The 26,099-nt window shown below is 60.1% G+C and carries 17 protein-coding genes and 4 tRNA genes; 19 read left to right on the forward strand and 2 right to left on the reverse strand.

Annotation, left to right across the window (positions count from 1 at the left end):
- Positions 1–37 precede the first annotated feature (37 nt).
- The gene (gene hpnC / locus ACQ4MS_RS16775) at positions 38–901 is read right to left on the reverse strand and encodes a squalene synthase HpnC (RefSeq protein ID WP_431095767.1); all 864 of its coding nucleotides are present in this window, start codon (positions 899–901) and stop codon (positions 38–40) included.
- 122 nt (positions 902–1,023) lie between these two features.
- On the opposite strand from hpnC, the gene ACQ4MS_RS16780 reads away from it, so the two are divergent.
- The 11 genes from ACQ4MS_RS16780 to ACQ4MS_RS16830 all read left to right on the forward strand — a co-directional run bounded on the left by ACQ4MS_RS16780 (position 1,024) and on the right by ACQ4MS_RS16830 (position 13,036).
- Positions 1,024–2,193 (forward strand): efflux RND transporter periplasmic adaptor subunit, encoded by a 1,170-nt coding sequence (locus tag ACQ4MS_RS16780; protein WP_431095768.1) that lies wholly within the window; start codon positions 1,024–1,026, stop codon positions 2,191–2,193.
- A gap of 7 nt (positions 2,194–2,200) precedes the next feature.
- Positions 2,201–5,443 carry an efflux RND transporter permease subunit gene (locus ACQ4MS_RS16785; protein ID WP_431095769.1) on the forward strand — a complete coding sequence of 1,081 codons (3,243 nt, stop codon included), beginning with the start codon at positions 2,201–2,203 and terminating at the stop codon, positions 5,441–5,443.
- Between the two features lie 118 nt (positions 5,444–5,561).
- Positions 5,562–5,648: transfer RNA gene (locus ACQ4MS_RS16790), tRNA-Leu, on the forward strand.
- Between the two features lie 115 nt (positions 5,649–5,763).
- Complete coding sequence (gene tig, locus ACQ4MS_RS16795) at positions 5,764–7,074, forward strand: trigger factor (RefSeq protein WP_431095770.1); 1,311 nt, start codon at positions 5,764–5,766, stop codon at positions 7,072–7,074.
- Between the two features lie 156 nt (positions 7,075–7,230).
- Positions 7,231–7,887, forward strand: coding sequence for an ATP-dependent Clp endopeptidase proteolytic subunit ClpP (clpP, locus tag ACQ4MS_RS16800; RefSeq protein ID WP_431095771.1), 657 nt, complete (start codon positions 7,231–7,233; stop codon positions 7,885–7,887).
- 152 nt (positions 7,888–8,039) lie between these two features.
- A complete protein-coding gene (gene clpX / locus ACQ4MS_RS16805; RefSeq protein ID WP_431095772.1) occupies positions 8,040–9,305 on the forward strand; it encodes an ATP-dependent Clp protease ATP-binding subunit ClpX in 1,266 nt (421 codons plus the stop codon).
- Between the two features lie 115 nt (positions 9,306–9,420).
- A complete protein-coding gene (gene lon, locus ACQ4MS_RS16810) occupies positions 9,421–11,850 on the forward strand; it encodes an endopeptidase La (protein WP_431095773.1) in 2,430 nt (809 codons plus the stop codon).
- 65 nt (positions 11,851–11,915) lie between these two features.
- A tRNA-Gly gene (locus ACQ4MS_RS16815) sits at positions 11,916–11,991 on the forward strand.
- Positions 11,992–12,090: 99 nt separating this feature from the next.
- Positions 12,091–12,164: transfer RNA gene (locus ACQ4MS_RS16820), tRNA-Cys, on the forward strand.
- An 81-nt stretch (positions 12,165–12,245) separates the two neighbouring features.
- Positions 12,246–12,338, forward strand: a tRNA-Leu gene (locus tag ACQ4MS_RS16825).
- 62 nt (positions 12,339–12,400) lie between these two features.
- A complete protein-coding gene (locus ACQ4MS_RS16830) occupies positions 12,401–13,036 on the forward strand; it encodes a DUF6806 family protein (protein ID WP_431095774.1) in 636 nt (211 codons plus the stop codon).
- Here the strand turns inward: ACQ4MS_RS16830 and ACQ4MS_RS16835 are convergent.
- Positions 13,033–13,704 (reverse strand): TetR family transcriptional regulator, encoded by a 672-nt coding sequence (locus ACQ4MS_RS16835; protein ID WP_431095775.1) that lies wholly within the window; start codon positions 13,702–13,704, stop codon positions 13,033–13,035. The genes ACQ4MS_RS16830 and ACQ4MS_RS16835 overlap by 4 nt on opposite strands.
- 170 nt (positions 13,705–13,874) lie before the next feature.
- Between ACQ4MS_RS16835 and ACQ4MS_RS16840 the strand changes: the two genes are divergently transcribed.
- From ACQ4MS_RS16840 to oppF, 8 genes are all read left to right on the forward strand, one after another.
- Positions 13,875–15,152: an efflux RND transporter periplasmic adaptor subunit gene (locus tag ACQ4MS_RS16840; protein ID WP_431095776.1), complete on the forward strand. Its 1,278-nt coding sequence runs from the start codon at positions 13,875–13,877 to the stop codon at positions 15,150–15,152.
- Between the two features lie 12 nt (positions 15,153–15,164).
- Entirely contained in the window at positions 15,165–18,344 is a 3,180-nt protein-coding gene (locus ACQ4MS_RS16845) for an efflux RND transporter permease subunit (protein ID WP_431095777.1), read from the forward strand.
- A complete protein-coding gene (locus tag ACQ4MS_RS16850; protein WP_431095778.1) occupies positions 18,337–19,866 on the forward strand; it encodes an efflux transporter outer membrane subunit in 1,530 nt (509 codons plus the stop codon). Before ACQ4MS_RS16845 ends, ACQ4MS_RS16850 begins: the two co-directional genes overlap by 8 nt.
- A 553-nt stretch (positions 19,867–20,419) precedes the next feature.
- A complete protein-coding gene (locus ACQ4MS_RS16855) occupies positions 20,420–22,033 on the forward strand; it encodes a peptide ABC transporter substrate-binding protein (RefSeq protein ID WP_431095779.1) in 1,614 nt (537 codons plus the stop codon).
- 163 nt (positions 22,034–22,196) lie between these two features.
- Positions 22,197–23,117: an oligopeptide ABC transporter permease OppB gene (oppB, locus tag ACQ4MS_RS16860; protein ID WP_431095780.1), complete on the forward strand. Its 921-nt coding sequence runs from the start codon at positions 22,197–22,199 to the stop codon at positions 23,115–23,117.
- A gap of 12 nt (positions 23,118–23,129) precedes the next feature.
- Complete coding sequence (locus tag ACQ4MS_RS16865) at positions 23,130–24,053, forward strand: ABC transporter permease subunit (RefSeq protein WP_431095781.1); 924 nt, start codon at positions 23,130–23,132, stop codon at positions 24,051–24,053.
- A gap of 43 nt (positions 24,054–24,096) precedes the next feature.
- Positions 24,097–25,101 (forward strand): oligopeptide/dipeptide ABC transporter ATP-binding protein, encoded by a 1,005-nt coding sequence (locus tag ACQ4MS_RS16870; protein ID WP_431095782.1) that lies wholly within the window; start codon positions 24,097–24,099, stop codon positions 25,099–25,101.
- The gene (oppF, locus tag ACQ4MS_RS16875) at positions 25,094–26,077 is read left to right on the forward strand and encodes a murein tripeptide/oligopeptide ABC transporter ATP binding protein OppF (RefSeq protein ID WP_431095783.1); all 984 of its coding nucleotides are present in this window, start codon (positions 25,094–25,096) and stop codon (positions 26,075–26,077) included. The genes ACQ4MS_RS16870 and oppF overlap by 8 nt, the downstream gene beginning before the upstream one ends.
- The last annotated feature ends 22 nt before the right edge of the window (positions 26,078–26,099 follow it).

Consider the following 26,099-nt stretch of genomic DNA (forward strand, 5'->3'; position numbering starts at 1 on the left):
GTTGTCTGCATATGTCGCCTGTGTGATCGGCGCGCATTCACATGAACAGCGCGCGCCAGCCCATTACCGCGACATCCCAGGGACCGAGCTTGGGGCGCCGCTGCAGGGTGTTGAAGCCCTGGGCCTCGATTTTGTCGAGGATGCGCAGTCCGCCTTGCACCACCAGACGCAGCTCCCAGCCGCCCCTTCCCGGTACTTTTTTTGCCAGTTGTGAACCTTTTAGCATCCTGGCCCTAGCAGAACGTGCGCAAGCAGCTATCAAATTGATAGTAGATGAATTCACGTCCAGCGCCAGCAGCTGCGCTTCGTTGACGCCGTGGCTGGCCCAGGCATCGGCCGGCAGGTAAATACGCCCGCGCGGGATGTCCACACCGAGGTCCTGCCAGAAGTTGATCAACTGCAAGGCCGAGCATATGCAGTCGCTCATCTCAAGCGAAGCGGTGTCGTGGATGCCGTACAGGTGCAGCAGCAACCGGCCCACCGGATTGGCGGAGCGGCTGCAGTAGTCCAGCAACTCGGCTTCACTGGCATAGCGCTGCTTGACGACGTCCTGCTCAAAAGCGCTGAGCAGGTCTGCCAGCAGGTTTACGGGTAGCTGGAACTGCGCCATCATTGGCGCCAGCTGCCCAAAAACCGCAGCCCAGCGTGGCGACGGCGATAAGCCTGCCGCCACCGCCATCAAGTCGGCTCGGTAAGCGGCGAGGTCGTCCAGGCGAGCCTGCGGTGCAGCCTCGCCTTCATCGGCAATGTCGTCCGCTGTTCGGGCAAACCAGTAAATCGCCGCGATGGGTGGGCGCAGGACTGGCGGACACAGAACTGACGCTACGGGGAAGTTCTCATAATGCGCCACGCCCTGAAGAGATGGGGTCGGGGCACCTGACGGTGGGGGGCCTTGGGTCATGCGGGCGATTGTCGCTTGACAAGCATGGGCATTTACCCTAGATTACTAACCGGTCAGTCAGTAACAGGATTCCTGACGCTCTTTATCGCCCGACTTTGTGCGGGTTTCATCCGAATCAGATCATGAACAAAACCGTTTTCTCCGTGGTGGGTGCCGCCTTCTTATTGGCCGCCTGTTCCAAATCCGCCCCACCCGAGGAGCCGGTCCGTGCCGTGAAGGTGGTCACCGTGGGAACCAATGCCTTTTCGTCGAGCCATGAGTACGCGGGCGAAGTCCGGGCTCAGGTTGAGTCCAGGCTGGGCTTCAGGGTGGGCGGCAAGATCATCAAGCGGCAGGCTGAACTTGGGCAACGTGTCAAAGCCGGGCAGGTACTGGCTAATCTCGATCCCCAGGATTTCAGGCTGGCGGCGGATTCAGCTCGTGCACAGGTAGCCGCGGCCACCACCAACCGTGACCTTGCTGCGGCCGATTTCAAGCGCTACAAGGAGCTGAAAGAGCAAAATTTCATCAGCGGTGCCGAGCTGGAGCGCCGCGAAACCACACTCAAGGCGGCTCAGGCGCAGCTGGAGCAGGCGCAGTCGCAACTGGCGGTGCAGGGCAACCAGGCCAACTACACAGCGCTGGTTGCCGACGTGTCCGGTGTCGTGACTGCCATTGAGGCGGAGCCAGGCCAGGTTGTGACGGCTGGAGCACCCGTTGTCCGTATCGCTGCAGACGGCGTGCGCGATGTGGTGTTTGCCGTGCCCGAAGACAAGGTGGCGGGGCTTCGGGTTGGCTCGCCTGTGAGCATCCGGGTCTGGTCGCAGGCGACCGAGCTCACCGGAAAAATCAGGGAGGTGGCAGCCAGCAGTGATCCGGTCACACGGACCTACACCGTCAAGGTTTCCATCGACGCCAAGGAGCCGCCGCCGCTGGGAGCCACGGTGTATGTGGTGCCGCAAGCCGGAAGCGCTGTGGGTGCGCCCGTCATCAAATTACCTACCACGGCGTTGCGCCAGGAGGGCAAGGCCACAGCCGTGTGGGTAGTCGACAAGGCCACCATGACTATCAAGCCGCAGCCGATCCAGGTCGCCACGGCGGACGGCAATGAGGTGGTGGTGGCTTCCGGCCTGCAGCCCGGCATGCTGGTGGTAAGCGCCGGTGTGCATGTACTGTCGCCTGGCCAGAAAGTCAGTTTTTATCAGCCAAGTGTGGCTCTGGCCGGTGCTACACCTGCGCAGACCGCTATTAATTCCGTAGCGGCGCCTGCTGCCCCGGCGTCTGCTGCGTCTGCCGTTTCGGCCGCGAAGTGAGGCCGGCATGACGCAACCCGAACACGACAGCCATCCTGCCAGTGAACTTGCTTCGCCCTCCAGCCGTTTCAATCTTTCCAAATGGGCGCTGGACCATCCGGCGCTCACGCGTTACCTGCTCCTGGTGCTGATGATCCTGGGCTTTGCGTCCTATTTCCAGTTGGGGCAGGACGAAGACCCGCCCTTTACCTTTCGCGCCATGGTGGTGCGTACCTACTGGCCGGGCGCCACGGCACAGCAGGTGGCCGAGCAGGTAACCGACAAGCTGGAACGCACGCTGCAGGAAGTGCCCTTTGCCGACAAGATACGCAGCTACTCCAAGCCGGGCGAGTCGCAGATCATTTTCCAGATCAAGGATTCGTCCAAGCCTGCGGACGTGCCCAACGTCTGGTATTCGGTCCGCAAGAAGGTCGGCGACATGCGCGGTACGTTGCCGGGCGGAATCCAGGGGCCGTTTTTTAATGACGATTTCGGCGACGTGTATGGCGTCATCTATGCGCTGGAAGCCGATGGCTTCAATTACGCCGAACTCAAGACCTTCGCAGACGACGTGCGCCAGCAGCTGCTGCGTGTGCCCGACGTAAGCAAGGTTGAGCTCTTCGGCGTACAGGACGAAAAAGTCTTCATCGAGATTTCGCAAAAGCGTCTGGCGCAGCTGGGGCTGGACCTGAACCAGGTACTGGCTCAGCTCGGCCAGCAAAACGCGATCGAATCGGCCGGCGCGGTGCAGACACCGCTGGACGTCGTGCAAGTGCGCGTAGCAGGCCAGTTCGAAGTCATTGAGCAGTTGCGCGTCATGCCGATCAGGGGTAGTTCGGGCAATCAGCTCCAGCTGGGTGACATTGCCGAGATCAAGCGCGGCTATGTGGACCCGCCTTCCGTGAAGGTGCACCACCAGGGCAAGGAGGTGATCGCGCTGGGCGTGTCCATGGCCAAAGGCGGCGACATCATCGAGCTGGGACAATCGCTCACCGCGCTGTCGGGCCGCATCGAAAAAACCCTGCCGGCTGGTATCAAGCTGGTGAACGTGCAAAACCAGCCCAAGGCAGTGGCCACTTCCGTCAACGAGTTTGTGGGTGTGCTGATTGAGGCCGTGATTATCGTGCTGGCGGTCAGTTTCATCAGCCTGGGTTTTCACAAACGGCCGTACGATGGCCCGGGCCAGTTGCCCTTGTGGAAGCGCTATTACATTGACATGCGACCCGGGCTGGTGGTGGGCATCACCATCCCGCTGGTGTTGAGCCTGACCTTCCTGGCCATGTGGTACTACGGCATCGGCCTGCACAAGATATCGCTGGGCTCGCTCATCATCGCGCTGGGCCTGCTGGTGGACGACGCCATCATTGCCGTCGAGATGATGGTGCGCAAGATGGAAGAGGGCTACGACAAGGTGCGGGCCGCAACCTTTGCCTATGAGATCACGGCCATGCCCATGCTGACGGGCACGTTGATCACCGCCGCGGGCTTTCTGCCTATCGGTCTGGCCAAGTCCACGACCGGTGAATACACCTTCGCAATTTTCGCGGTGACGGTGATCGCACTGGTGCTCAGCTGGATCGTGTCGGTGTACTTTGTGCCGTATCTCGGCACCTTATTCCTGAAGGTGCCCCCTCATGTGCAGGAAGTCGCTGCGGGCAAGGACAGTCCGCATGAAATGTTCAACAGCGCGTTCTACAACACCTTTCGCAAAACCGTGAACTGGTGCGTGGAGCACCGCTGGATCACCATCGGCTCTACCGTACTGATATTTGCCCTGGGCATCGTCGGCATGGGCAAGGTGCAGCAACAATTCTTCCCGGATTCCAGCCGCCCTGAAATCATGGTCGACATCTGGTTTCCCGAAGGCACTTCTTTTGCCGCCAATGAAGCCACCGCCAAGCGGGTGGAGCAGCGATTGATGCGGGAGGAGGGCGTCACTACCGTCAGCACCTGGATAGGCTCCGGCGTGCCGCGCTTTTATTTGCCGTTGGATCAGGTTTTCCCGCAGACCAACGTATCGCAGATGATCGTGCTACCCAAGGACCTGAAGGTGCGTGAGTCGCTGCGCATCAAGCTGCCGGCTTTGCTGGCCACTGAATTTCCCGAAGTGCGCGGCCGCGTCAAGCTGCTGCCCAACGGCCCGCCGGTGCCTTACCCGGTGCAGTTCCGCGTGGTGGGCATAGACCCGTTGGTGCTGCGCGAGCGCGCCGACGAGGTCAAGGCGGTGATGCGGGAGAGCAGCAATACCCGCGGCGTGAACGATAACTGGAATGAGTCAGTCAAGGTGCTGCGTCTCGAGGTAGATCAGGCCAAGGCCCGCGCACTGGGTGTGACCAGCCAGTCGATTGCGCAGGCTTCACGCACCATCCTGGCGGGCACACCCGTAGGCCAGTTCCGTGAAGGTGACAAACTGATCGACATCGTGTTGCGCCAGCCGCTGGACGAGCGCAATGCCATCACCGACATCGGCAACGCCTATTTGCCCACGGCATCGGGCAAATCAATCCCGCTGACGCAGATTGCCAAGCCGGTGTTCACCTGGGAGCCGGGCGTGATGTGGCGCGAGAACCGCGACTACGCCATCACGGTGCAGAGTGACATCGTCGAAGGCCTGCAGGGCGCCACGGTCACGCAGGAGTTAATGCCCAAGCTCAAGGCACTGGAAGCGAAATGGCAGGGTAACGGCATGATGGGCTACCGCATCCAGGTGGCCGGCGCAGTGGAGGAAAGCAGCAAGGGCTCGTCGTCGATCGCCGCCGGCATCCCCATCATGTTGTTTCTGACCTTCACACTCCTGATGCTGCAACTGCACAGTTTCAGCCGAGCCATGCTGGTCTTTTTGACCGGACCGCTGGGCATTGCTGGCGTGGCTGCTGCACTCATTCTGCTGGGACGGCCGTTCGGCTTTGTTGCCCTGCTGGGCGTGATTGCCCTGATGGGCATGATCCAGCGCAACTCCGTCATCCTGATCGACCAGATAGAACAGGATCGGTCGCGCGGGGTACCGGCCTGGGATGCAATTGTCGAATCCGCCGTGCGCCGCTTGCGCCCCATCGTGCTGACAGCCGCCGCCGCCGTTCTGGCCATGATCCCACTGTCGCGCAGCGTGTTTTGGGGGCCGATGGCCGTTGCCATCATGGGCGGCCTGGTGGTGGCGACGGTGCTGACCTTGCTGGCTTTACCCGCCATGTATGCGGCCTGGTTCCGCGTCAAACGCGAAGATAAGCAGGAAAGCAGGCCAAACGCGGCTGAACCACCACTGCCGGCCTGATTCTCTGTGGCCGCCGGCCTGGGCGTAAAAACCGGGCCGATACCGGCTAAAATAGAGAGTTGACCGATTTCAAGCGGGGATTCGGAGGTTTTTTCGGATTCCCGTTTTTGTTTCCGGCGCGCGGGTGGCGAAATTGGTAGACGCACCAGGTTTAGGTCCTGACGCCAGCAATGGTGTGGGGGTTCGAGTCCCCCCCCGCGCACCACCCTGAAGCCCGTGGGCGGCATACGTTTGCCCTTTTGGCTTTCAGTCGTTGCGGCAAATCCCGCAACATGCCAGGTGAAAACCTGTTTTGACTATTTTTGATCTTAGGAACCATCATGGCCGTGACTGTTGAAACCCTTGAAAAGCTCGAGCGCAAAATGACGCTCACGCTGCCCGTCAACACCATCCAGTCGGAAGTTGACACCCGCCTGAAGAAGCTGGCCCGCACGGTCAAGATGGACGGTTTCCGTCCCGGCAAGGTCCCCATGAACGTGGTGGCCCAGCGCTATGGCTATTCGGTGCACTACGAAGTCATGAATGACAAGGTCGGCGAAGCATTTGCCGTGGCTGCCAACGAAGCCAAGCTGCGCGTTGCCGGCCAGCCCCGCATCAGCGAAAAAGAAGGCGCGCCAGAGGGCGAACTGGTGTTCGATGCGGTGTTCGAGGTCTACCCTGAAGTCAAGATCGCAGATTTGTCGGGCGCCGAAGTCGAAAAGGTCAGCGCAGAAGTCAGCGACGCCGCTATCGACAAGACCCTGGACATCCTGCGCAAGCAGCGCCGCACCTTTGCCCAGCGCGCAGCCGATGCGCCGGCCCAGGACGGCGACCGCGCTACCATCGACTTCGAAGGCAAGATCGACGGCGAGCCTTTCGCCGGCGGCAAGGCCGAGGACTACCAGTTCCTGATCGGTGACGGCCAGATGCTCAAGGAGTTCGAAGACGCCGTCCGCGGCATGAAATCCGGCGAAAGCAAGACCTTCCCTCTGAACTTCCCAGCCGACTACCACGGCAAGGACGTGGCCGGCAAACAGGCTGACTTCCTGGTTACGGTCAAGAAGATCGAAGCCGCTCACCTGCCTGAAGTCAACGAAGCATTGGCCAAGTCACTGGGCATTGCCGACGCGACGGTCGAAGGCCTGCGCGCCGACATCAAGAAAAACCTCGAGCGCGAAGTCAAGTTCCGCCTGCTGGCGCGTAACAAGAACGCCGTGATGGATGCGCTGGTCGCCAATGCCGAGCTCGACCTGCCGAAGTCCAGCGTGCAGGCTGAACTGGACCGCATGATAGAAGGCGCCCGCGCCGACTTGAAGCAGCGTGGCATCAAGGACGCTGACAAGGCCCCGATCCCTGACGACATCTTCCGCCCTCAAGCCGAAAAGCGCGTGCGCCTTGGCCTGGTTGTCGCCGAGCTGGTGCGCAGCAACGACTTGCAGGCAAAGCCCGAACAGCTCAAGGCCCACATTGAAGAGCTGGCTGCCAGCTACGAGAAGCCGCAAGATGTGGTGCGCTGGTACCTGAGCGACAACCGCCGCATGGCGGAAGTCGAGGCTGTTGTCATCGAAAACAATGTGACCGATTTCGTGCTGAGCAAGGCCAAGGTCACGGAAAAAGCCATCTCCTTCGACGACCTGATGGGTCAGAACTGATTCTTCTTCGCGGCTTTCCTGATCTGGGGCTTGTGCTTTGCGGCGCAGGCCCCAATTTCATTGGGCTACGGCACAACAGCGCGCGAGCTTGTTGCCAGCCATCGCCAAAACTCTGATGGAGTTTTTAGGTACAGTACAAACATCTCTGGAGAAAACATGATGGTTCGAAACAGTATTTACGGCGGCGCCTACACAGGCCCGCAAGCTGGCGCCCAGGATGCGCAAGGCCTGGGCATGGTGCCCATGGTGATTGAGCAGTCCGGCCGGGGCGAGCGCTCCTACGATATTTATTCCCGCCTGCTCAAGGAGCGCGTGATTTTCCTGGTCGGCCCCGTGAATGACCAGACAGCCAATCTGGTAGTGGCCCAGCTGCTGTTCCTGGAAAGCGAAAACCCCGACAAGGACATTTCTTTCTACATCAACTCCCCGGGCGGCTCCGTGACGGCCGGCATGGCCATTTACGACACCATGCAGTTCATCAAGCCTGATGTCTCCACGCTCTGCGTCGGCATGGCTGCCAGCATGGGCGCTTTCCTGCTGTCGGCCGGCACCAAGGGCAAACGCTTCTCGCTGCCGAACTCGCGCGTGATGATTCACCAGCCCTCGGGCGGCGCGCAAGGCCAGGCCACCGACATCGAAATCCACGCCCGCGACATCCTCAAGACGCGTGACCAGCTCAACCGGATCATGGCGGCCAACTGCGGTCAGCCGGTTGAAAAGATCGAACGCGATACCGAACGCGACTATTTCATGTTTGCGGACGAGGCCAAGGAATACGGCCTGGTTGACCAGGTAATTTCCAAGCGCCCCTAGGCAACTTCCAGGGTGACACAGTCGCTCGAAGGGCTTGAAACTCTCTCAAGTTGCTCTGCAACAACGGCGTTTTCTGTAACAGAAACGCCGTTTTTTTATTGGTTATCATTAGGTAACAGTTCCCTCCAGGCACCTTAAAGGCATCCCCACCAATGGCCGAGAAAAAAGGCTCCTCCAGCGAAAAGACTTTGCACTGCTCTTTTTGCGGTAAAAGTCAGCATGAAGTCAAAAAACTTATCGCTGGTCCCTCGGTTTTTATCTGCGACGAGTGCATCGATCTCTGCAACGAGATCATTCGCGACGAGCTTCCCGCCGGCGAAGATGTCCGCGAAACACGCACGGACCTGCCCACACCCCTCGAAATCAAGGGAACGCTTGATGGTTATGTGATAGGTCAGGAACCGGCCAAGCGAACGCTGGCCGTGGCTGTGTATAACCACTACAAGCGCCTGCGTCACAAAGAAAAAGCCAAAAAAGATGACGTCGAGCTGACCAAGAGCAACATTCTGCTGATCGGACCAACGGGCTCCGGCAAAACGCTTCTGGCCCAGACGCTGGCGCGCACGCTCAATGTGCCCTTTGTGATGGCCGACGCCACGACTTTGACTGAAGCCGGCTACGTGGGTGAAGACGTTGAAAACATCATCCAGAAGCTGCTGCAGAGCTGCAATTATGAGGTGGAGCGCGCCCAGCAAGGGATTGTCTATATTGATGAGATCGACAAGATATCGCGCAAGTCCGACAACCCGTCCATCACCCGCGATGTGTCCGGCGAAGGCGTTCAGCAGGCGCTGCTCAAGCTGATTGAAGGAACCATGGCCTCGGTACCACCGCAGGGCGGCCGCAAGCACCCCAATCAGGATTTCCTGCAGGTGGATACCACCAACATCCTGTTCATCTGTGGTGGCGCTTTCGCTGGCCTCGAAAAAGTCATTGAAAACCGCACGGAAGCGTCAGGCATGGGCTTTGGAGCGACTGTTAAAAGCAAAAAATCGCGCACCTTGACCGACGCCTTCAAGGAAGTCGAGCCGGAAGATTTGATCAAGTTTGGCTTGATCCCCGAACTAGTGGGTCGCATGCCCGTGGTTGCCACGCTGGCAGAACTCAGTGAAGACGCGCTGGTGCAAATTCTGACCGAGCCGAAGAATGCTGTGGTGAAACAGTTCAGCAAGCTGCTGGCCATGGAGGGGGTCGATCTGGAGATTCGCCCGTCTGCGCTGAAAGCCATTGCCCGCAGGGCGCTTGCCCGCAAAACCGGCGCCCGGGGCTTGCGCTCCATCCTCGAACAGTCACTGATCGATACGATGTTTGACCTGCCCAATGCCAGCAATGTGGACAAGGTTGTTGTGGACGAGTCCACAATCGAAGAAAACAAGGCCCCCCTGCTCGTGTACCGTGAAGCGGCCAAAAAAGCCTGAGTACCCAAAGGCTGGCCGGAATGCTTGAAAAGCGCTCCCCTGCGCCCCATGTCTGGGTTGATTGTGCTTCGCCGGGCCACGCAACTGGCCGTCACGGCTAACGTTTAAGGTTTATATGTCCGGACAAACTTCATTGCCTTCCACCCCGATTGACCTGCCTCTCCTGCCTCTGCGGGACGTGGTGGTCTTTCCTCACATGGTGATCCCGCTGTTCGTGGGCCGTCCCAAGAGCATCAAGGCGCTGGAGTCGGCTATGGAAGCCGAGCGCCGCATCATGCTGGTGGCACAAAAAGCTGCCGCCAAAGATGAGCCATCTGTCGAAGACATGTTTGAGGTGGGTTGCGTCGCAACCATCCTGCAATTGCTCAAGCTGCCTGACGGTACTGTAAAAGTGCTGGTAGAAGGTCAGCAGCGCGCCACCGTCAACAAGATCGAAGAGGGTGAGCAGCATTTCACGGCCAATGTCACACCGGTTGAAACGGTTGTCGTGATCGCAGGCGACAAGACCAGCGAAATCGAAGCTTTGCGCCGTGCCGTGATGCAGCAGTTTGACCACTACGTCAAACTCAATAAAAAAATTCCGCCGGAGATTCTCACGTCGATCTCCAGTATTGACGATGCGGGGCGTCTGGCCGACACGATTGCCGCGCACCTGCCGCTCAAGCTGGATGCGAAACAGGTGATCCTGGACCTTGACAACGTCAAGGCGCGGCTTGAGAACCTCTACGAGCAACTTGAGCGCGAAGTAGACATCCTCAACGTCGACAAAAAAATCCGTGGCCGCGTCAAGCGCCAGATGGAGAAAAACCAGCGCGACTTCTACCTCAATGAGCAGGTGAAAGCCATCCAGAAGGAACTGGGTGAAGGCGAAGAGGGCGCTGACATCGAAGAGATCGAAAAGAAGATTAAGACCGCCAAGATGCCGCAGGAGGCCCGTAAAAAGGCCGAGAGCGAACTCAAAAAACTCAAGCTGATGTCGCCCATGTCCGCCGAGGCGACGGTGGTGCGCACTTATATTGATGTGCTCACCGGGTTGCCGTGGAGCAAGAAGACCAAAATCAAGCATGACCTGGGCAATGCCGAGAACGTGCTCAACGAAGATCACTACGGCCTCGAGAAGGTCAAGGATCGTATCGTTGAATATCTCGCGGTGCAGCAACGCGTCGACAAGCTCAAGGCGCCGATTCTGTGCCTCGTCGGACCTCCAGGCGTCGGCAAGACTTCACTGGGCCAATCGATTGCCAAGGCGACCGGGCGCAAGTATGTGCGCATGGCCCTGGGTGGCATGCGGGACGAAGCGGAAATTCGTGGCCATCGCCGCACTTACATCGGCGCTTTGCCCGGCAAGGTTTTGCAAAGCCTGACCAAGGCCGGTACCCGCAATCCGCTTTTCCTTCTCGATGAAATCGACAAGCTGGGCACGGATTTTCGCGGTGACCCCTCCAGCGCGTTGCTCGAAGTGCTGGATCCCGAACAAAACCATACCTTTGGTGATCACTACGTTGAGGTCGACTTCGACCTGAGTGACGTGATGTTTGTGGCCACATCGAACTCGATGAATATTCCACCAGCCCTGCTGGACCGTATGGAAGTCATTCGGCTCTCCGGCTATACGGAAGACGAGAAAACCAGCATCGCCATGCGTTACCTGTTGCCCAAGCAGGTCAAGAACAATGGCGTGAAGGACGGCGAACTCGAGGTCCAGGAACAGGCTGTGCGCGACATCGTGCGTTACTACACACGTGAAGCCGGCGTGCGTTCGCTGGAGCGCGAGCTCTCCAAGATTTGCCGCAAGGTCATCAAGGGAATCCAGCTCAAGAAGCTGACGCCCAAGGTCATCGTCACGCCAGACAACCTCAACGAATATCTGGGCGTGCGCAAGTTCAACTATGGCCGGGCAGAGCAGCAAAACCAGGTTGGCCAGGTGGTTGGGTTGGCCTGGACGGAAGTCGGCGGTGATCTGCTGACCATTGAAGCCGCCATCATGCCCGGCAAGGGCGTGATCACGCGCACTGGCTCGCTGGGTGATGTCATGAAAGAATCCGTCGAGGCTGCACGCACGGTGGTGCGTAGCCGTTCGAAGGTGCTTGGTATCAAGGATGAGATGTTCGAAAAGCGCGACATCCACATTCACGTGCCGGATGGTGCAACGCCCAAGGATGGCCCGAGCGCCGGCGCCGCGATGACCACGGCCTTTGTTTCCGCCTTGACCGGTATTCCGGTGCGTGGTGATGTCGCCATGACCGGCGAGATTACCTTGCGTGGAGAGGTAACGGCGATTGGCGGGCTCAAAGAGAAACTGCTGGCGGCTTTGCGCGGCGGCATCAAGACCGTGTTGATCCCGGAAGAAAATGCCAAGGATTTGCAAGAGATCCCTGACAACGTCAAGAGTGGTCTGGAAATCGTTCCGGTGAAATGGATAGACCAGGTTCTGCAGGTGGCGCTCGAGCGTCAGCCGGTCCCGCTTACCGATGAAGAAGTTGCCGTTGCAGCGGCTGCTGCAGTGGCTCCGCCTGCGCAAGCTGCTGGTAGCGTGAAACATTAATTCAGAAGTTTTTTCGAAGTTCTGGAAAAGGCCAAAAAGTTAAGCTATAATTTGAGGCTGTAATCGCGGGAGTAGCTCAGTTGGTAGAGCGCAACCTTGCCAAGGTTGAGGTCGAGAGTTCGAGACTCTTCTCCCGCTCCAATTTAAAGGGCAGCACGTTAAAATGCTGTCCTTTTTCATTGGGGATTGCATTGAATTTAGTTGGTAAAGCTGTTGGGCTTTATCAGTAAGACAGAATACGGCGCGGTAACAAAGCGGTTATGTACCGGATTGCAAATCCGGCTAGCCCGGTTCGACTCCGGGCCGCGCCTCCATCAAAGCTCCTGTCATTGGCCCCCGTAATGGGGCTTTTTTGTTTGACAATACGCTGCAAGACGTTTGAATGCGGCGTTTGAGCCTGAGTGGTGAAATAGGTAGACACAGCGGACTTAAAATCCGCCGCTTCGTGAATAACGGGCGTACCGGTTCGATTCCGGTCTCAGGCACCACGATTGTGCGGCTCACCCAAGCGCGGGCGCGCTTTAAAAAACTGGGTAAGATAAATTCCATCATGTCCCGCTACAACACACCTTTTGAGATCCACGTTCACGGCGAAGTACCCTTGCGTGCGGAAGTCACCTTTGAACAGTTGCAGGAGGCTCTCAAGCCACTGTGGAAGTACTCGGGCTCCAAGTCCCTGGCTGCCGGCGCTGCGAGCGCTTATGAGGAAGAGCCGGGCATTCGCTTCGACGCGCAGAAGCATATGTTGCAGATGTGCTGGACAGTACCGGGCGATGAAGACTTTCGCCAGGCGCTAGACGAAATGTGCATGGGCCTGAACGACCTCGCCGAAGCGGGTGCTCCCATTGAAGTGACGTTCTACGACTCCGACTTCGACGAAGACGACGGTGCCGGCGATGAAGAGGCGCGCGATGACTTCGCCATGTATTTTGTGGGGCCCACGCCGGCCGCCATCATGCAGGTTCAGCGCGATCTCCTGGTTCAGGACATGATCGGTTTGATGGAGCGTCACTTTGACGGCTCGGAGCTTGGGGAAGTTGTCGCGGCCGTTGACAAGCTGTTCGAGCAGCGTTTTGATGCGCTGGTGAATTCCATGCAGCTTGGCAAGCCGCCGCGCGGCCTGGGCGGACCGCAAGGTGGTTCGGGCCATGGCGGCGGTGGCCGCAAGCCCCGTCATTTGCACTAAGCCGGCTTGGGTGAACTTGGGGTTGGCTGTGAGCCGGGAAAACCAAGCCCGCGCAGATAAATGTCGATCGCATGCTGGCCAACTCCCAGCAAGTCAAAAGCCTCCGGATCCAGCAGCCAGTTCTGTATCAGTCCGTCGATCATCGCATGCAGTCCCTGCGCCGCTGCTGAAGCCGGCACAGGCAATTTGAGACGCATCTGTCCCGCTGCCGTTTCCATGCCCTGCTGGATGCCGGATAAAAATCCCCCGCGCACTGCCAGATGGCGCAGGCGAACCGCCTGAAGCTCTTCAACATATTCCACTTTTTGGGTCGCGACTTCAAAGACGCGCCGCGTTTGTGCGTCCGTCACAATTTGTCGCAGCGCATTGATGGTGGAAAGCCGTATCCTGTCCATCGAGTTGAGAGGGTCCCCATCCAGTTGTTGCTGCGGGTTATTTTCATGGTTGAACGAGTTTTCCATGGGTAGGGTGACTCGTTCCATCATGGCGTTGAACAGGTCTGCCTTGTCCTTGAAATGCCAATAAACGGCGCCACGGGTGGCGCCGGCGCGCCGTGCGATGTCCTGAAGGCTTGTGCGTGAGACGCCCTGAGCCTGAAACAGATGCTCAGCCGCATCCAGCAACCTGTGCCGGGTTGCCATCGCTTCTTCTTTTGTTCGACGGGCCAATCAATGTCTCCTGCACGGCAATTCGCGGGTTGTCGTTATACATTCATAAATGTATGTAAACTATACCACTCGTAAAAACCCCATATTCTTTTCTGCTCCGGCAAAGATGACTTGCATCAAATGCCGCTCTCATTTCTGCTTTGCGCTTTTTTCCCCTATTGAGGATCAGCATGCCCAAGTTCCGCGTTGCCCAGTTATTTTCTTTTTCTCAGCCTGCGCCATACAAACCCCTTGTCCTGGTTGCCGCACTCGGATTGTTCCTGGCCGGATGTGGCAAGGGCGGAGGCGCTCCCGGCGGAGCGCCTCCGCCTGCGGAAGTGGGTGTGGTGACAGTCACCCAGGGTGACGTCGGTTTGGTGACCGAACTGCCCGGCCGCCTGGAGGCTTCACGCGTGGCTCAGGTCAGGGCTCGCGCCGCGGGTATTCTGCAAAAACGATTGTTCCGTGAGGGCAGCGACGTGAAAGAAGGGCAGCCGCTGTTCACGATTGATTCCGCCCCCTATGCAGCAGCCGCTGCAAGCGCAAAAGCTGGCCAGGCACGTGCCGAGGCTAACCTGGCGCAGGCCACCGCATTGGCCGAGCGTTACAAGCCGCTGGTCGAGGCCAACGCCATCAGCAAACAGGAATATGCCAACGCCGTTGCCGCGCAAAAACAGGCAGAGGCTGACGTCGCAGTGGGCAAGGCGAATGTGCAGACCGCAAGCATCAATCTTGGCTATGCCGCGGTGACGGCGCCCATCTCCGGGCGCATCGGGCGTGCGCTGGTCACCGAAGGCGCCCTGGTTGGCCAGGGCGAGGCCACCCAGCTCGCCGTGATCCAGCAAATCAACCCGATGTACGTCAACTTCACGCAATCCGCCCCGGAGATCATGAAGTTGCGTGCGGCCATGGAAAGCGGCCAGTTCAAGCGTGCCACCGGCGCCGAAGCAGCCAGCGTGCGCATCGTTCTCGAAGACGGTACTGAATACGCCCGCCCGGGCCGTTTGCTCTTTTCCGACTTGACGGTCGACTCCACAACGGGGCAGGTGACCCTGAGGGCCGAAGTACCCAATCCCGGCGGCCAATTGCTCCCCGGTCTCTATGTGCGCGTACGTCTGGAGCAGGCGCAGGCCAGCAATGCCATCACCCTGCCCCAACAGGCTGTCACGCGCACCGCACAGGGCGACACCGTGATGGTGGTGGGGGACGATGGCAAGGTCAGCCCGCGCCCCATCAAGATCGGTTCCGCCAAGGGAAACCAGTGGGTGGTTCTTGATGGGTTGAAGAACGGTGAAAAAGTCATGGTGGATGGGTTCCAGAAATTGCAGCCAGGCGCAACGGTGAAACCGGTGCCATGGCAGCCTGCCGGCGCGAAGCCGGCTGATGCCGCCTCCGCTCCTGCTGCCGCCGCCTCTGGCGCGAAAACCGCCGTACCCGCTGCCTCCGCTGCTTCTGCAGCAGCGAAGTAAGGAGCCAACCGCATGGCCAAGTTTTTCATTGACAGGCCGATCTTTGCCTGGGTGATCGCACTGTTCATCCTGGTGGTCGGCGGTGTGGCAATCACTCAGCTGCCGATTGCCCAGTACCCGCCCGTGGCGCCGCCCGCCATTGTCATCAACACCGCCTATCCCGGTGCGTCTGCCCAGACCCTGGAGGACAGCGTGTTGTCGGTGATTGAGCGTGAAATGAACGGTTCACCCGGCCTGATCTACATGGAGTCCGTTGCCCAAGCTGACGGTTCCGGCAGCATCACGTTGAGCTTCCAGCCCGGCACCAACCCTGACCTGGCACAGGTAGATGTGCAGAACCGCCTGTCGCGCGCCTCGCCGCGGTTGCCCGCCGCCGTCACGCAGCAAGGCGTGCGCGTCGACAAGTCGCGTGCCAACTTCCTGCTGTTCACCATGTTGTCCTCCGACAACCCGGCGCATGACCCTGTGGCGCTCGGCGACTATGCTTCGCGCAACATCGTGCCTGAACTGCAGCGCCTGCCCGGTATTGGCCAGGCCCAGCTGTTCGGTAGCGAACGCGCCATGCGTATCTGGCTGGACCCGGCCAAACTCACAGGCTTCAGCCTTTCCGCCGCCGACGTGAACGCAGCAATCCGCGCACAGAATGCGCAGGTCTCAGCCGGCAGCATTGGCGACCGGCCCAATATCGCCGGCCAGGGCATTGCCGCCACTGTGGTGGTCAATGGCCAGCTTGCCAATGTCGAGCAATTCGGCAATATCGTCCTTCGTGCCAACACCGACGGTTCGTCGGTGCGCCTCAAAGACGTTGCCCGCATTGAGCTGGGCGGCCAGACTTATGCCACGTCGGCGCGTTTGAACGGCAAGACGGCGATCGGTATCGGCGTTCAGCTGGCGCCCAGTGGCAACGCGCTTGCTGCGGCCAAGGCCGTTCGAACCAGAATGACCGAACTCGAGCGCTACTTTCCGCAAGGCATGAAGTGGAGCATTCCCTACGACAGCTCACGCTTCGTCAAGATATCGATTTCGCAGGTAGCTGAAACACTGTTTGAAGCGGTAGCCCTGGTGTTCCTGGTGATGTTCCTGTTCCTGCAGAACTGGCGCTACACCATCATCCCGACCATTGTGGTGCCGATTGCATTGCTGGGGACTTTTGCCACCTTGTTGGCGCTCGGTTTTTCGATCAATGTGCTCACCATGTTTGGCATGGTACTGGTCATCGGTATCGTGGTCGATGATGCGATCGTGGTCGTCGAAAACGTGGAACGCATCATGACCGAAGAGGGCTTGCCGCCGCTCGAAGCCACCCGCAAGGCGATGGGCCAGATTTCGGGCGCCATCATTGGCGTGACCGTGGTGCTGATTTCCGTGTTCGTGCCGTTGGCGTTCTTCGCGGGCTCGACCGGCAACATTTACCGCCAGTTCTCCGCTGTGATGGTTTCGTCCATCGGTTTTTCCGCCTTCCTCGCGCTGTCGCTCACGCCGGCACTTTGTGCCACGCTGCTGAAACCGGTTGAGGCCGGGCACCACCACGAAAAGAAGGGTTTTTTCGGCTGGTTCAACCGGGGTTTCTCGCGTACCGCCAAAAGCTACGAAAGCATGGTTGCACGCATTCTCAAGCGGGCGGCGCGTTACCTCGTGATTTATGTGGCCATCATTGCGGCCGTGGCCGTGGTGTACCTGCGTCTGCCCACATCTTTCCTGCCCAACGAAGACCAGGGCAACCTGTTGGTCAACGTACAGTTGCCGCCAGGCGCAACTTACGAGCGCACGCTGTCCGTGATGGAAAAAGTCGAGGGTTTCATGCTCAAGCAGCCTGAAGTTCAAAGCATGGTCGGCGTGCTTGGCTTCAGCTTTTCAGGCCAAGGCCAGAATGCCGCGCTGGCGTTCGTGACGCTCAAGGACTGGGATGAGCGCGAAGGCGAGGAGCATTCGGCCGCAGCGGTAGCGGGCCGTGCATTCGGTGCCCTCATGGGGGTGCGCGATGCCTTTATCTTCCCGCTCAGCCCGCCCCCCATTCCCGAGCTGGGTACGGCGTCGGGATTCAGCTTCCGCCTGCAAGACCGCGGCGGTGCGGGTCATGATGCGCTTGTCAATGCGCGCAACCAGCTGCTGGGCATGATTGCCAAGAGCCCGGTGCTCACGCAGGTGCGACCCGACGGCCTGGAAGACGCGCCGCAGCTGCAGCTCGACATTGACCGCGACAAGGCCAATGCATTGGGTGTGTCGTTTGATGCGATCAATTCGGTTCTGTCCACATCGCTGGGCTCCAGCTATGTGAACGACTTCCCCAACCAGGGACGCCTGCAACGCGTGGTCGTCCAGGCCGATGCGCCTTCGCGCATGCAGCCCGACGACCTGCTCCGGCTCAACGCCGTCAACAGCCGCGGTCTGCCGGTTCCGTTGTCGGCATTTGCCAGTACGCGATGGATCAAGGGCGCGATGCAGACAGTGCGCTACAACGGTTACCCGGCCATGCGTATCAGCGGCAGTGCCGCACCGGGTTACAGCACGGGTGCGGCGATGGCCGAGATGGAAAAACTCGCAGCGCAATTGCCTCAGGGTTTTGGTTTTGAATGGACAGGCCAGTCGCGCGAGGAAAAACTCGCAGGCGCGCAGGCTACGCTGCTGTACGGCTTCGCCATCCTGGCGGTGTTCCTGTGCCTTGCCGCACTGTACGAAAGCTGGAGCATCCCGCTCGCAGTGATTCTGGTGGTGCCGCTGGGTGTGATCGGCGTGCTGCTTGCCACCTTGTTCCGGGGGTATGCCAACGACGTGTACTTCCAGGTGGGCCTGATCACCATCATCGGCCTGTCGGCGAAGAACGCGATTCTGATCATTGAATTCGCCAAGGATCTGCAGGCCCAGGGCAGGGGCGTGATCGAGTCGGCGCTGGCTGCCGCGCATCTGCGGTTCCGTCCCATCATCATGACATCGCTCGCCTTCGGCCTGGGTGTGCTGCCCCTGGTGCTGGCCTCGGGCGCCGGCTCCGCGAGCCAGCGCGCCATCGGCACCGGCGTGATCGGCGGGATGATCACCGGCACCGTCCTGGCGGTGATTTTCGTTCCGGTGTTCTTTGTGGTGGTGCGCGGCCTCTTCAAGGGCAGCGAGCGGCAAAACAGGATGTACTCGGAGCATGCCAAGGCAGCAGGCATCACCGGAGAAGAAGGACGCGAAGGTAAAGCCCATGAATAAATTCACCGTTAAATCCGGCGCTGGATTCGCCGTGAAGCCCCGGTTCCCGCAACTGTTGGCAGTCAGTGCAGCGGCACTGCTTGCCGGCTGTTCCATGATTCCGAAGTATGAGCGGCCGGCAGCGCCTATCGCGGACCAGTGGCCGGCTACTTCCGGTTTCACCACCGCGTCCGCGCAAGCGCAGCCTGCCGGCGCCAATGCGCCTGCGGTCGCTGCGGCCGATATCGAATGGCAGGCCTTTTTCAGTGACCCCAAATTGCGGCAGCTGATAGAGGCTGCGCTGCGCAACAACCGCGACCTGCGCATTGCCGTGCTCAACATCGAGCAGGCCAGGGCTCAGTACGGAATCCGGCGTGCCGACCAGTTCCCCACGATCAATGCCGGCATCACAGGTTCGCGCCAGCCCAATCCCAACGGCAACGGCAGCATCACCAGCACCTACACCGCCGGGTTGCTGATGCCATCCTATGAGCTTGATTTTTTCGGCCGCGTTGCCAGCCTGAAAGAAGCAGCATTGGCACAGTACCTGGCGACGGAAGAGGGCCGCAAGACGGCGCAGATCAGCCTGATTGCGTCGGTGGCCAATACCTACCTCAGCCTGCTGGCCGACGAAGAATTGCTGACCATCACGCAGCAGACATTGGCCACGCGGGAAGAATCTTTCAAGCTCAGCAAGCTGCGCTTTGACAATGGTGTCGCTTCCGAGCTGGATTTCCGCCAGGCCGAGTCATTGACCGAAGCGGCCCGCGCATCGCTGGCCCAGCTGGTACGCCAGCGCGCGCTGGACCAGAATGCCCTGACCCTGCTGATCGGCCAGCCGCTAACGGGTGATCTTGCGGTAGCTTTGCCTGTCGGCAAGGGCCTGTCCGATGCTCCCCTGATGGTCGATGTGCCCGCGGGGCTGCCGTCCGATTTACTGACGCGCCGCCCTGACATCCGCCAGGCCGAGCAGCAGCTGCTGGCTGCCAACGCCGATATCGGCGCTGCCCGGGCAGCGTTCTTCCCGCGTATCTCGCTCACGGCTTCCGCCGGCAGTGCCAGTTCGCACCTGTCGGGCCTGTTCAAGAGCGGATCCTACGGCTGGACGCTGGCGCCGCAGCTGATCCTTCCGCTTTTTGATGCGGGCCGTAACCGGGCCAGCCTGGACTCGGCCAATGCCGGGCGTGATATCGCCATTGCCCAGTACGAAAAATCCATCCAGACGGCTTTTCGGGAAGTAGCCGATGCGCTTGCAGGCCGTGACACCCTGGGCGAGCAATTGCGCGCCCAGCAGGCCCAGGCCAATGCCGAAGCGACGCGCTTCAAACTGGCGGATCTGCGCTACCAGAACGGCGTCGCCAGCTACCTGGACCAGCTCGATGCCCAGCGTTCGCTGTTTGCGGCACGCCAGGCCGTGGTGCAAACCCGCCTGGCCCAGCTGCAAAGCCAGGTCACGCTGTACAAGACCCTGGGTGGCGGCTGGAAGGAAGCGCCGCCCGAAGAAGCCTTGAGCCTGAAGGCGTCCCGCCAGCTCAGCCGCTGATCACCGGGAGCCTGCCCGGTTCACCCTGGCGAGCAGGATTTGCTATCTATTTGATAGCTGCTTGCGACCGTCTGCTGAGGGGTACTGGCTGGTTTGATATAAATTTTCGGGTAACGGTATGTGGGCCTTATCCGTTTCTATCTTGCACTTGCAATGTGATTTGTGCCTGCGGTCCAAGCAGGATGGGCACAAGGCGCTATCAAAACTATAGCGATCTGGCTCGAATCACCAACGTGCGCGTGTGCACCACAAGCACCGCCGCCAACCACATTGTCTCCACTGCGACACCTGCCCACGATCAGCAGCAGGCGTTGCCAGTCCCTCAGTTGTGAGCAAGTGTTCCGGATGTATCCACCCGCCTTTTGCCCCTTCAACGGCTTCGTAAGGCACGGTAATTGCTGAAGGGTTACTCCCTACGGGGCCGCGCCTGGCGCGGCGGTATATTCGCTGCCGACTGACAGGCAAACGTGGACTCTCTCATGGGAGGTGAAGCGTTCCATCAACCATGACGGACCACAAGTCCGCTAATTTTCTATATGGGAGTGCAACAAGCATGAACTCAAACTGGACGATGAAGGCGCTGGCAAGCGCCGTGCTGCTGGCTTCGGCCGGCCTGGCTGCCGCGGCCACGGTGCCCGCAGGCGTGAAGCTGCATGAAACGCAAGAGCTGGTCCGCAACAACGGCTCCGAGCCTGAAACACTGGATGCTGCGCTGGCGACCGGCGTTCCCGCCAACAATGTCATCCGCGACATGTTCGAAGGACTGTGCGCCGCCGACAACAATGGCAAGATCGTCCCCGGCGTGGCCGAGAGCTGGAAGCAGGTCGACCCGCAGACCTGGGTCTTCAAGTTGCGCAAGAACGCCAAGTGGTCCAACGGCGATGCCGTAACCGCCGACGACTTCATCTACAGCATGCGCCGCTTCGTCGATCCGGCGACCGCCTCGAAATACGCCTCCACCTACGGTGTCTTCCTGCTCAATGCCAAAGAGATCATTGAAGGCAAGAAGCCCCTTACCGAACTGGGCGTCAAGGCGGTGGACCCCTACACCCTGGAAATCAAGACGCCTTTCCCGGTCAGCTTTCTCCCCGAAGTCGTCTCCAACCCCCAGCTGGCCCCCTTGCATAAAGCCACCATCGAAAAATTCGGCAAGGACTGGACCCGGCCCGCCAACATGGTGAACAACGGCGCCTTCTCGCTGAAAGACTGGCAGGTCAACAGCAAGATCCTCCTGGCCAAAAACCCCAACTATTGGGATGCGAAGAACGTCCAGCTCACCAAGATCACCTACCTCTCTGTCGAGGACGGCAATGCCGACGTCAAGCTTTATGAATCCGGCGAAAACGATTGGGTCTACCAGCTCCCGCCCGGCACCTACGACAAGTACAAGGCGCAATACCCCAAGGAGATCCGCAACACCGACATGCTGGGCCTGCGTTACTACTCGCTGAACAATGCGGACCCGGCCCTCAAGGACATCCGTGTGCGCAAGGCGCTGTCCATGGCGCTGGACCGGGACATCCTGGCGCAGCGCGTCACGGCCGACGGGCAGACCCCGGCCTACGGGGTGATCGTCAAGGGCACATCGGGCGCCGACGTCACCGCCTATGACTGGGCCAAGTGGCCCGCCGACAAGCGCATTGCCGAAGCCAAGAAGCTGCTGAAGGAAGCCAATCTTCCACCCGGAACCAAGCTCAAGTTCTCCTACAACACCAGTGATTACCACAAGAAAATGGCGATCTTTGCCGCCTCCGAGTGGAAGACCAAGCTGGGCCTGGACGTTGAACTCGAAGCGATGGAATTCAAGGTGCTGATCAAGAAGCGCACCGACAAGGATTACCAGATCGCCCGCAACGGCTGGATTGCCGACTACAACGATGCCACTACTTGGTTGACCCTGGTGCAGTGCGACTCTGACCAGAACTACCACAACAGCTGCAACCGCAAGGCCTCCGCGCTGATCGACGAAGGCAACCAGTCGATGGACCCGGCCAAGCGCAAGGCCCTGCTGACGCAGGCGGCGAAGATGATCATGGAAGACTACCCCATCATCCCGCTGTTGCAGTACACCGTGCCGCGGCTGGTCAAGCCTTATGTGGGCGGTTATTCGACCACCAACGCACTGGACCGCTACCGCGGCAAGGACCTGTACATCATCAAGCACTGATGACGGCCATGGAGCAGGCGCCGTCGCGCGCCTGCCTGCTTCCGGTCTTCTCCTTCCGCTTTCCTGAATTTTCTGATGCCTCTTGGGCCTTTCAGGGCGAAGCGGTACCCGGCCTCCCATTCATGCGCTTTTACTGACATAGACATAGCCCGGAGTCATTCCCATGTGGTCCTACACCTTCAGGCGCATCCTGGCGACAATCCCCACCTTGCTGGCCGTCGTCACTGTCTGCTATCTCCTGCTGCACGGCACACCGGGCGGGCCGTTTGACGACGAACGTAAGGTGTCCGCCGCGGTGCTGGCCAACCTCCAGGCCAAGTACCACCTCGATTTACCCCTGTGGCAGCAATACCTGTATTACCTCAACAGCCTGCTGCACGGCGACCTGGGCGCCTCATTCCGTTATGCCGACTGGTCGGTCAATGAGCTGGTCGCCAAGGCGCTGCCGGTGTCGGCGGCGATAGGCGGGGGCGCCATCATCATCTCCTTCTTTCTCGGGGTGTTCCTCGGGACGATGGCCGCCGTGCGCCAGAACAGTGCGGTCGACTACCTCGTGATGCTGCTCGGCAATGCCGGGCATGTGTTTCCTTCGTTCGTGATCGGTCCGGTGTTGATCCTGGTGTTTGCCGTCTGGCTCAAGGTGGCGCCTGCCGGCGGATGGAATGACTTTGCGCCGCGCTTCATGATCCTGCCGATGCTGCTGCTGATCTTCATCAATGTGGCCACCATCGGCCGTGTCATGCGCGGCAGCCTGATTGAGGTGCTGCACAGTAATTTCATCCGCACCGCGCGCGCCAAGGGCCTGCCCATGCGTACCGTCATCCTGCGCCACGCCCTCAAACCCGCGCTGCTGCCGGTGGTGTCCGTCATGGGTCCTCTGGCAATCTCATCCATCACCTCCGCCATCGTGACCGAGTCGGTGTTCTCCCTGCCCGGCCTCGGCAAGCTGATCGTCAACGGCGCCGCCAATCGTGACTACACACTGGTCCTGGGCCTTGTGGTGCTGGTGACTGTGGTTGCGGTCACGCTGAACCTGCTGGTGGACCTGGCCTACGCCTTGCTCGACCCGAAGATACGGTACTGAGCGGAGACAAGCATGCTGTTCGAACATAAAGACAAGCAGGACAAGCTCGCGGCGGCCGTCGGCCAGGCGCTGGCCGCGGCCGACATCCAGGGCCGTAGCCCCTGGGCGGATGCGCGCGCGCGCTTCATGCGCAACAAGGCCGCCGTGTTCAGCCTGTGCCTGCTCACATTCATCACGCTGTGCTGCATCGCCGGCCCCTGGTTGCTTCCCAATGCGTTTGATACCGCTGACTGGGATGCCATGAGTCTGCCGCCCATGCTCAAGGGCTGGCATTTTTTCGGCACTGACGAGTCAGGCCGCGACCTGCTGGTGCGCAGCCTGGTTGGCGGCCGCGTCTCGCTGATGGTGGGATTCCTCGCGACCTTGTCGGCCGTGACGCTGGGCATCGTCTGGGGTGCGACGGCGGGTTTTATAGGTGGCAGGGTCGACGCCTTCATGATGCGCGTCGTCGACATGATGTATGCCGTGCCTTACCTGTTGATCGCCATTTTGATGGTGACCATCCTCGGGCGGGCTTTTTACCTGGTGGTCATCACCATCACGGTGTTTTCGTGGATGAACATGGCGCGCGTCGTGCGCGGCCAGACCTTGTCGCTGCGCTCCAAGGAGTTTATCGAAGCCGCCCGTGCACTGGGTGTGCCCACGCGGCGCATCATCTTCCAGCACATTGTTCCCAATCTCCTGGGCATTGTGGCGATCTACACCACGGTCACCGTGCCGGCGGTGATCCTCGTCGAGTCCGTGCTGTCGTTCCTGGGGTTGGGCATACAAGAGCCTATGACAAGCTGGGGCGTGCTGATCCACGACGGTGCGTCCGTCATGGAAGTTTCTCCGTGGATGCTGCTGTTTCCCGCGGGGATGTTGTCGCTGACGCTTTACTGCTTTAACTACATCGGTGACGGCCTGCGGGATGCACTCGACCCCAAGGACCGCTGACTTCCACGGCACGCCCGGAAAGCTCTAAACCCATGAACACACCATGAGCCTGATTGACGTCAAGAACCTCGGGGTCCAGTTCCGGACCCAGGACGGATTGATCTACGCCGTCAACGGAATCAACTTTGCGCTGGAGCGCGGCCAGACCCTGGGCATCGTAGGAGAAAGCGGCTCCGGCAAAAGCCAGAGCGTGCTGGCCATGATGGGTTTGCTCGCGAGCAACGGCAAGGCTACCGGCCAGGCCTTGTACAAGGGCCAGGACCTGCTGGCCATGAAGCCGGCCGAGCTCAACAAGATACGCGGCAATCGCGTGGCGATGATCTTCCAGGACCCCATGACTTCGCTGAATCCCTACCTGACGGTGGAGCGGCAGATGACCGAGGTGCTGCAGTTCCATAAGGGCTTTGACCGGAAGTCCGCCCGAGCAAGGTCGGTTCAAATGCTGGACGCCGTCAAGATCCCTGAAGCCGCCCGCCGCATCACCATGTACCCGCATGAGTTTTCGGGCGGCATGCGCCAGCGTGTGATGATTGCCATGGCCTTGCTGTGCGAGCCTGAAGTGCTGATTGCCGATGAGCCCACGACCGCGCTGGATGTGACAGTGCAGGCGCAGATCATCGCCTTGCTGCGCGATTTGCAACGCGACTTCGGCACCGCCATCGTCATGATTACGCATGACCTGGGCGTGGTGGCCGGTTTGTGCGATGAGGTCATGGTGCTCTATGGCGGGCGCGTGATGGAGCAGGGCAGTGCCGACAGCATTTTTTACGGTGCCTCGCATCCCTATACCGTGGGGCTGCTGGGCGCCATACCGCGCCTGGACGCCGACGATGAGGCGCTGGTTGCCATTCCTGGTGCGCCGCCCAATATGGCGCGACTCCCCAAGGGCTGTCCGTTCAGCGAGCGCTGCACGCTGGCCAGCGACCAGTGTCCGGATGTGATGCCCGCGTTGCTGCCTGCCACGCACAATCCGGCTGTGCTGAGGGCTTGCCATCGTTCAAGCGAAGCCGTGGCCGAACTGGTGGTGAAGGGGGCAGCCCATGCATGAGACCCAGCCCATTTTGTCGGTGCGCGACCTGAAGGTGCATTTCAGGATCAAAAGCGGTGCCTGGCCCTGGTCACCGGCCCGCACCCTGAAAGCCGTGGATGGTATTTCCTTCGACATTCATGCGGGTGAAACACTGGGCGTCGTGGGTGAGTCGGGTTGCGGCAAGTCGACCCTGGCGCGCGCCGTCCTGAACCTGATCCCGGCCACTGCCGGCAGCATTGTCTGGATGGGCAAGGAGATGACAGGTGCTTCGAGCCAGGCCTGGCTGGGCGTCAGGGCCGACATCCAGATGATCTTCCAGGATCCGCTGGCTTCGCTGGATCCGCGCATGACCATCGCGCAAATCATTGCCGAGCCACTGCGCACGCACCGGCCGGGCATGGCGGAGGCCGAGGTGATGCAGCGCGTCAAGGAAATGATGGGCCGCGTCGGGCTGATGGCGCAGCAGATCAACCGCTACCCGCATGAATTTTCAGGCGGCCAGTGCCAGCGCATCGGCATCGCGCGGGCGCTGATCCTGGAGCCCAAGCTCATCATCTGCGACGAGCCGGTGTCGGCGCTGGATGTCTCGATCCAGGCCCAGATCATCAACTTGCTGAAGGAGCTGCAAAAATCGATGGGCCTGGCGCTGATCTTCATCGCGCATGACCTGGCCGTGGTCAAACACATCAGCGACCGCATCCTGGTGATGTACCTCGGGCACGAAATGGAGGTGGCAAAAAAGAAGGCGCTTTACGCGTCGCCGCGCCACCCTTATACGCAGGCACTGCTGTCGGCCATTCCGATCCCTGACCCGGCGCTGGAACGCAAGAAGGTGATCCAGCTGCTGCAAGGCGATTTGCCGTCGCCCATGTCTCCGCCCTCGGGATGTGTGTTCCGCACGCGTTGCCCGCAGGCCATCGCACGCTGCGCGGAGGAGGTACCGGAACTTCGCCGCCTGGACGATCAGACGGAAGCAGCCTGCCTGCTGGTTTAACGTTTTTAAGCGTTTTAGGGCT

The organism is Polaromonas aquatica (genome assembly GCF_050626995.1).
Taxonomy (GTDB): domain Bacteria; phylum Pseudomonadota; class Gammaproteobacteria; order Burkholderiales; family Burkholderiaceae_C; genus Polaromonas; species Polaromonas aquatica_A.

Coding starts and splice junctions, on each gene's coding strand:
- hpnC (WP_431095767.1), bottom strand. CDS start 901: ATGACCCAAGGCCCCCCACCGTCAGGTGCCCCGACCCCATCTCTTCAG.
- ACQ4MS_RS16780 (WP_431095768.1), top strand. CDS start 1,024: ATGAACAAAACCGTTTTCTCCGTGGTGGGTGCCGCCTTCTTATTGGCC.
- ACQ4MS_RS16785 (WP_431095769.1), top strand. CDS start 2,201: ATGACGCAACCCGAACACGACAGCCATCCTGCCAGTGAACTTGCTTCG.
- tig (WP_431095770.1), top strand. CDS start 5,764: ATGGCCGTGACTGTTGAAACCCTTGAAAAGCTCGAGCGCAAAATGACG.
- clpP (WP_431095771.1), top strand. CDS start 7,231: ATGATGGTTCGAAACAGTATTTACGGCGGCGCCTACACAGGCCCGCAA.
- clpX (WP_431095772.1), top strand. CDS start 8,040: ATGGCCGAGAAAAAAGGCTCCTCCAGCGAAAAGACTTTGCACTGCTCT.
- lon (WP_431095773.1), top strand. CDS start 9,421: ATGTCCGGACAAACTTCATTGCCTTCCACCCCGATTGACCTGCCTCTC.
- ACQ4MS_RS16830 (WP_431095774.1), top strand. CDS start 12,401: ATGTCCCGCTACAACACACCTTTTGAGATCCACGTTCACGGCGAAGTA.
- ACQ4MS_RS16840 (WP_431095776.1), top strand. CDS start 13,875: ATGCCCAAGTTCCGCGTTGCCCAGTTATTTTCTTTTTCTCAGCCTGCG.
- ACQ4MS_RS16845 (WP_431095777.1), top strand. CDS start 15,165: ATGGCCAAGTTTTTCATTGACAGGCCGATCTTTGCCTGGGTGATCGCA.
- ACQ4MS_RS16850 (WP_431095778.1), top strand. CDS start 18,337: ATGAATAAATTCACCGTTAAATCCGGCGCTGGATTCGCCGTGAAGCCC.
- ACQ4MS_RS16855 (WP_431095779.1), top strand. CDS start 20,420: ATGAACTCAAACTGGACGATGAAGGCGCTGGCAAGCGCCGTGCTGCTG.
- oppB (WP_431095780.1), top strand. CDS start 22,197: ATGTGGTCCTACACCTTCAGGCGCATCCTGGCGACAATCCCCACCTTG.
- ACQ4MS_RS16865 (WP_431095781.1), top strand. CDS start 23,130: ATGCTGTTCGAACATAAAGACAAGCAGGACAAGCTCGCGGCGGCCGTC.
- ACQ4MS_RS16870 (WP_431095782.1), top strand. CDS start 24,097: ATGAGCCTGATTGACGTCAAGAACCTCGGGGTCCAGTTCCGGACCCAG.
- oppF (WP_431095783.1), top strand. CDS start 25,094: ATGCATGAGACCCAGCCCATTTTGTCGGTGCGCGACCTGAAGGTGCAT.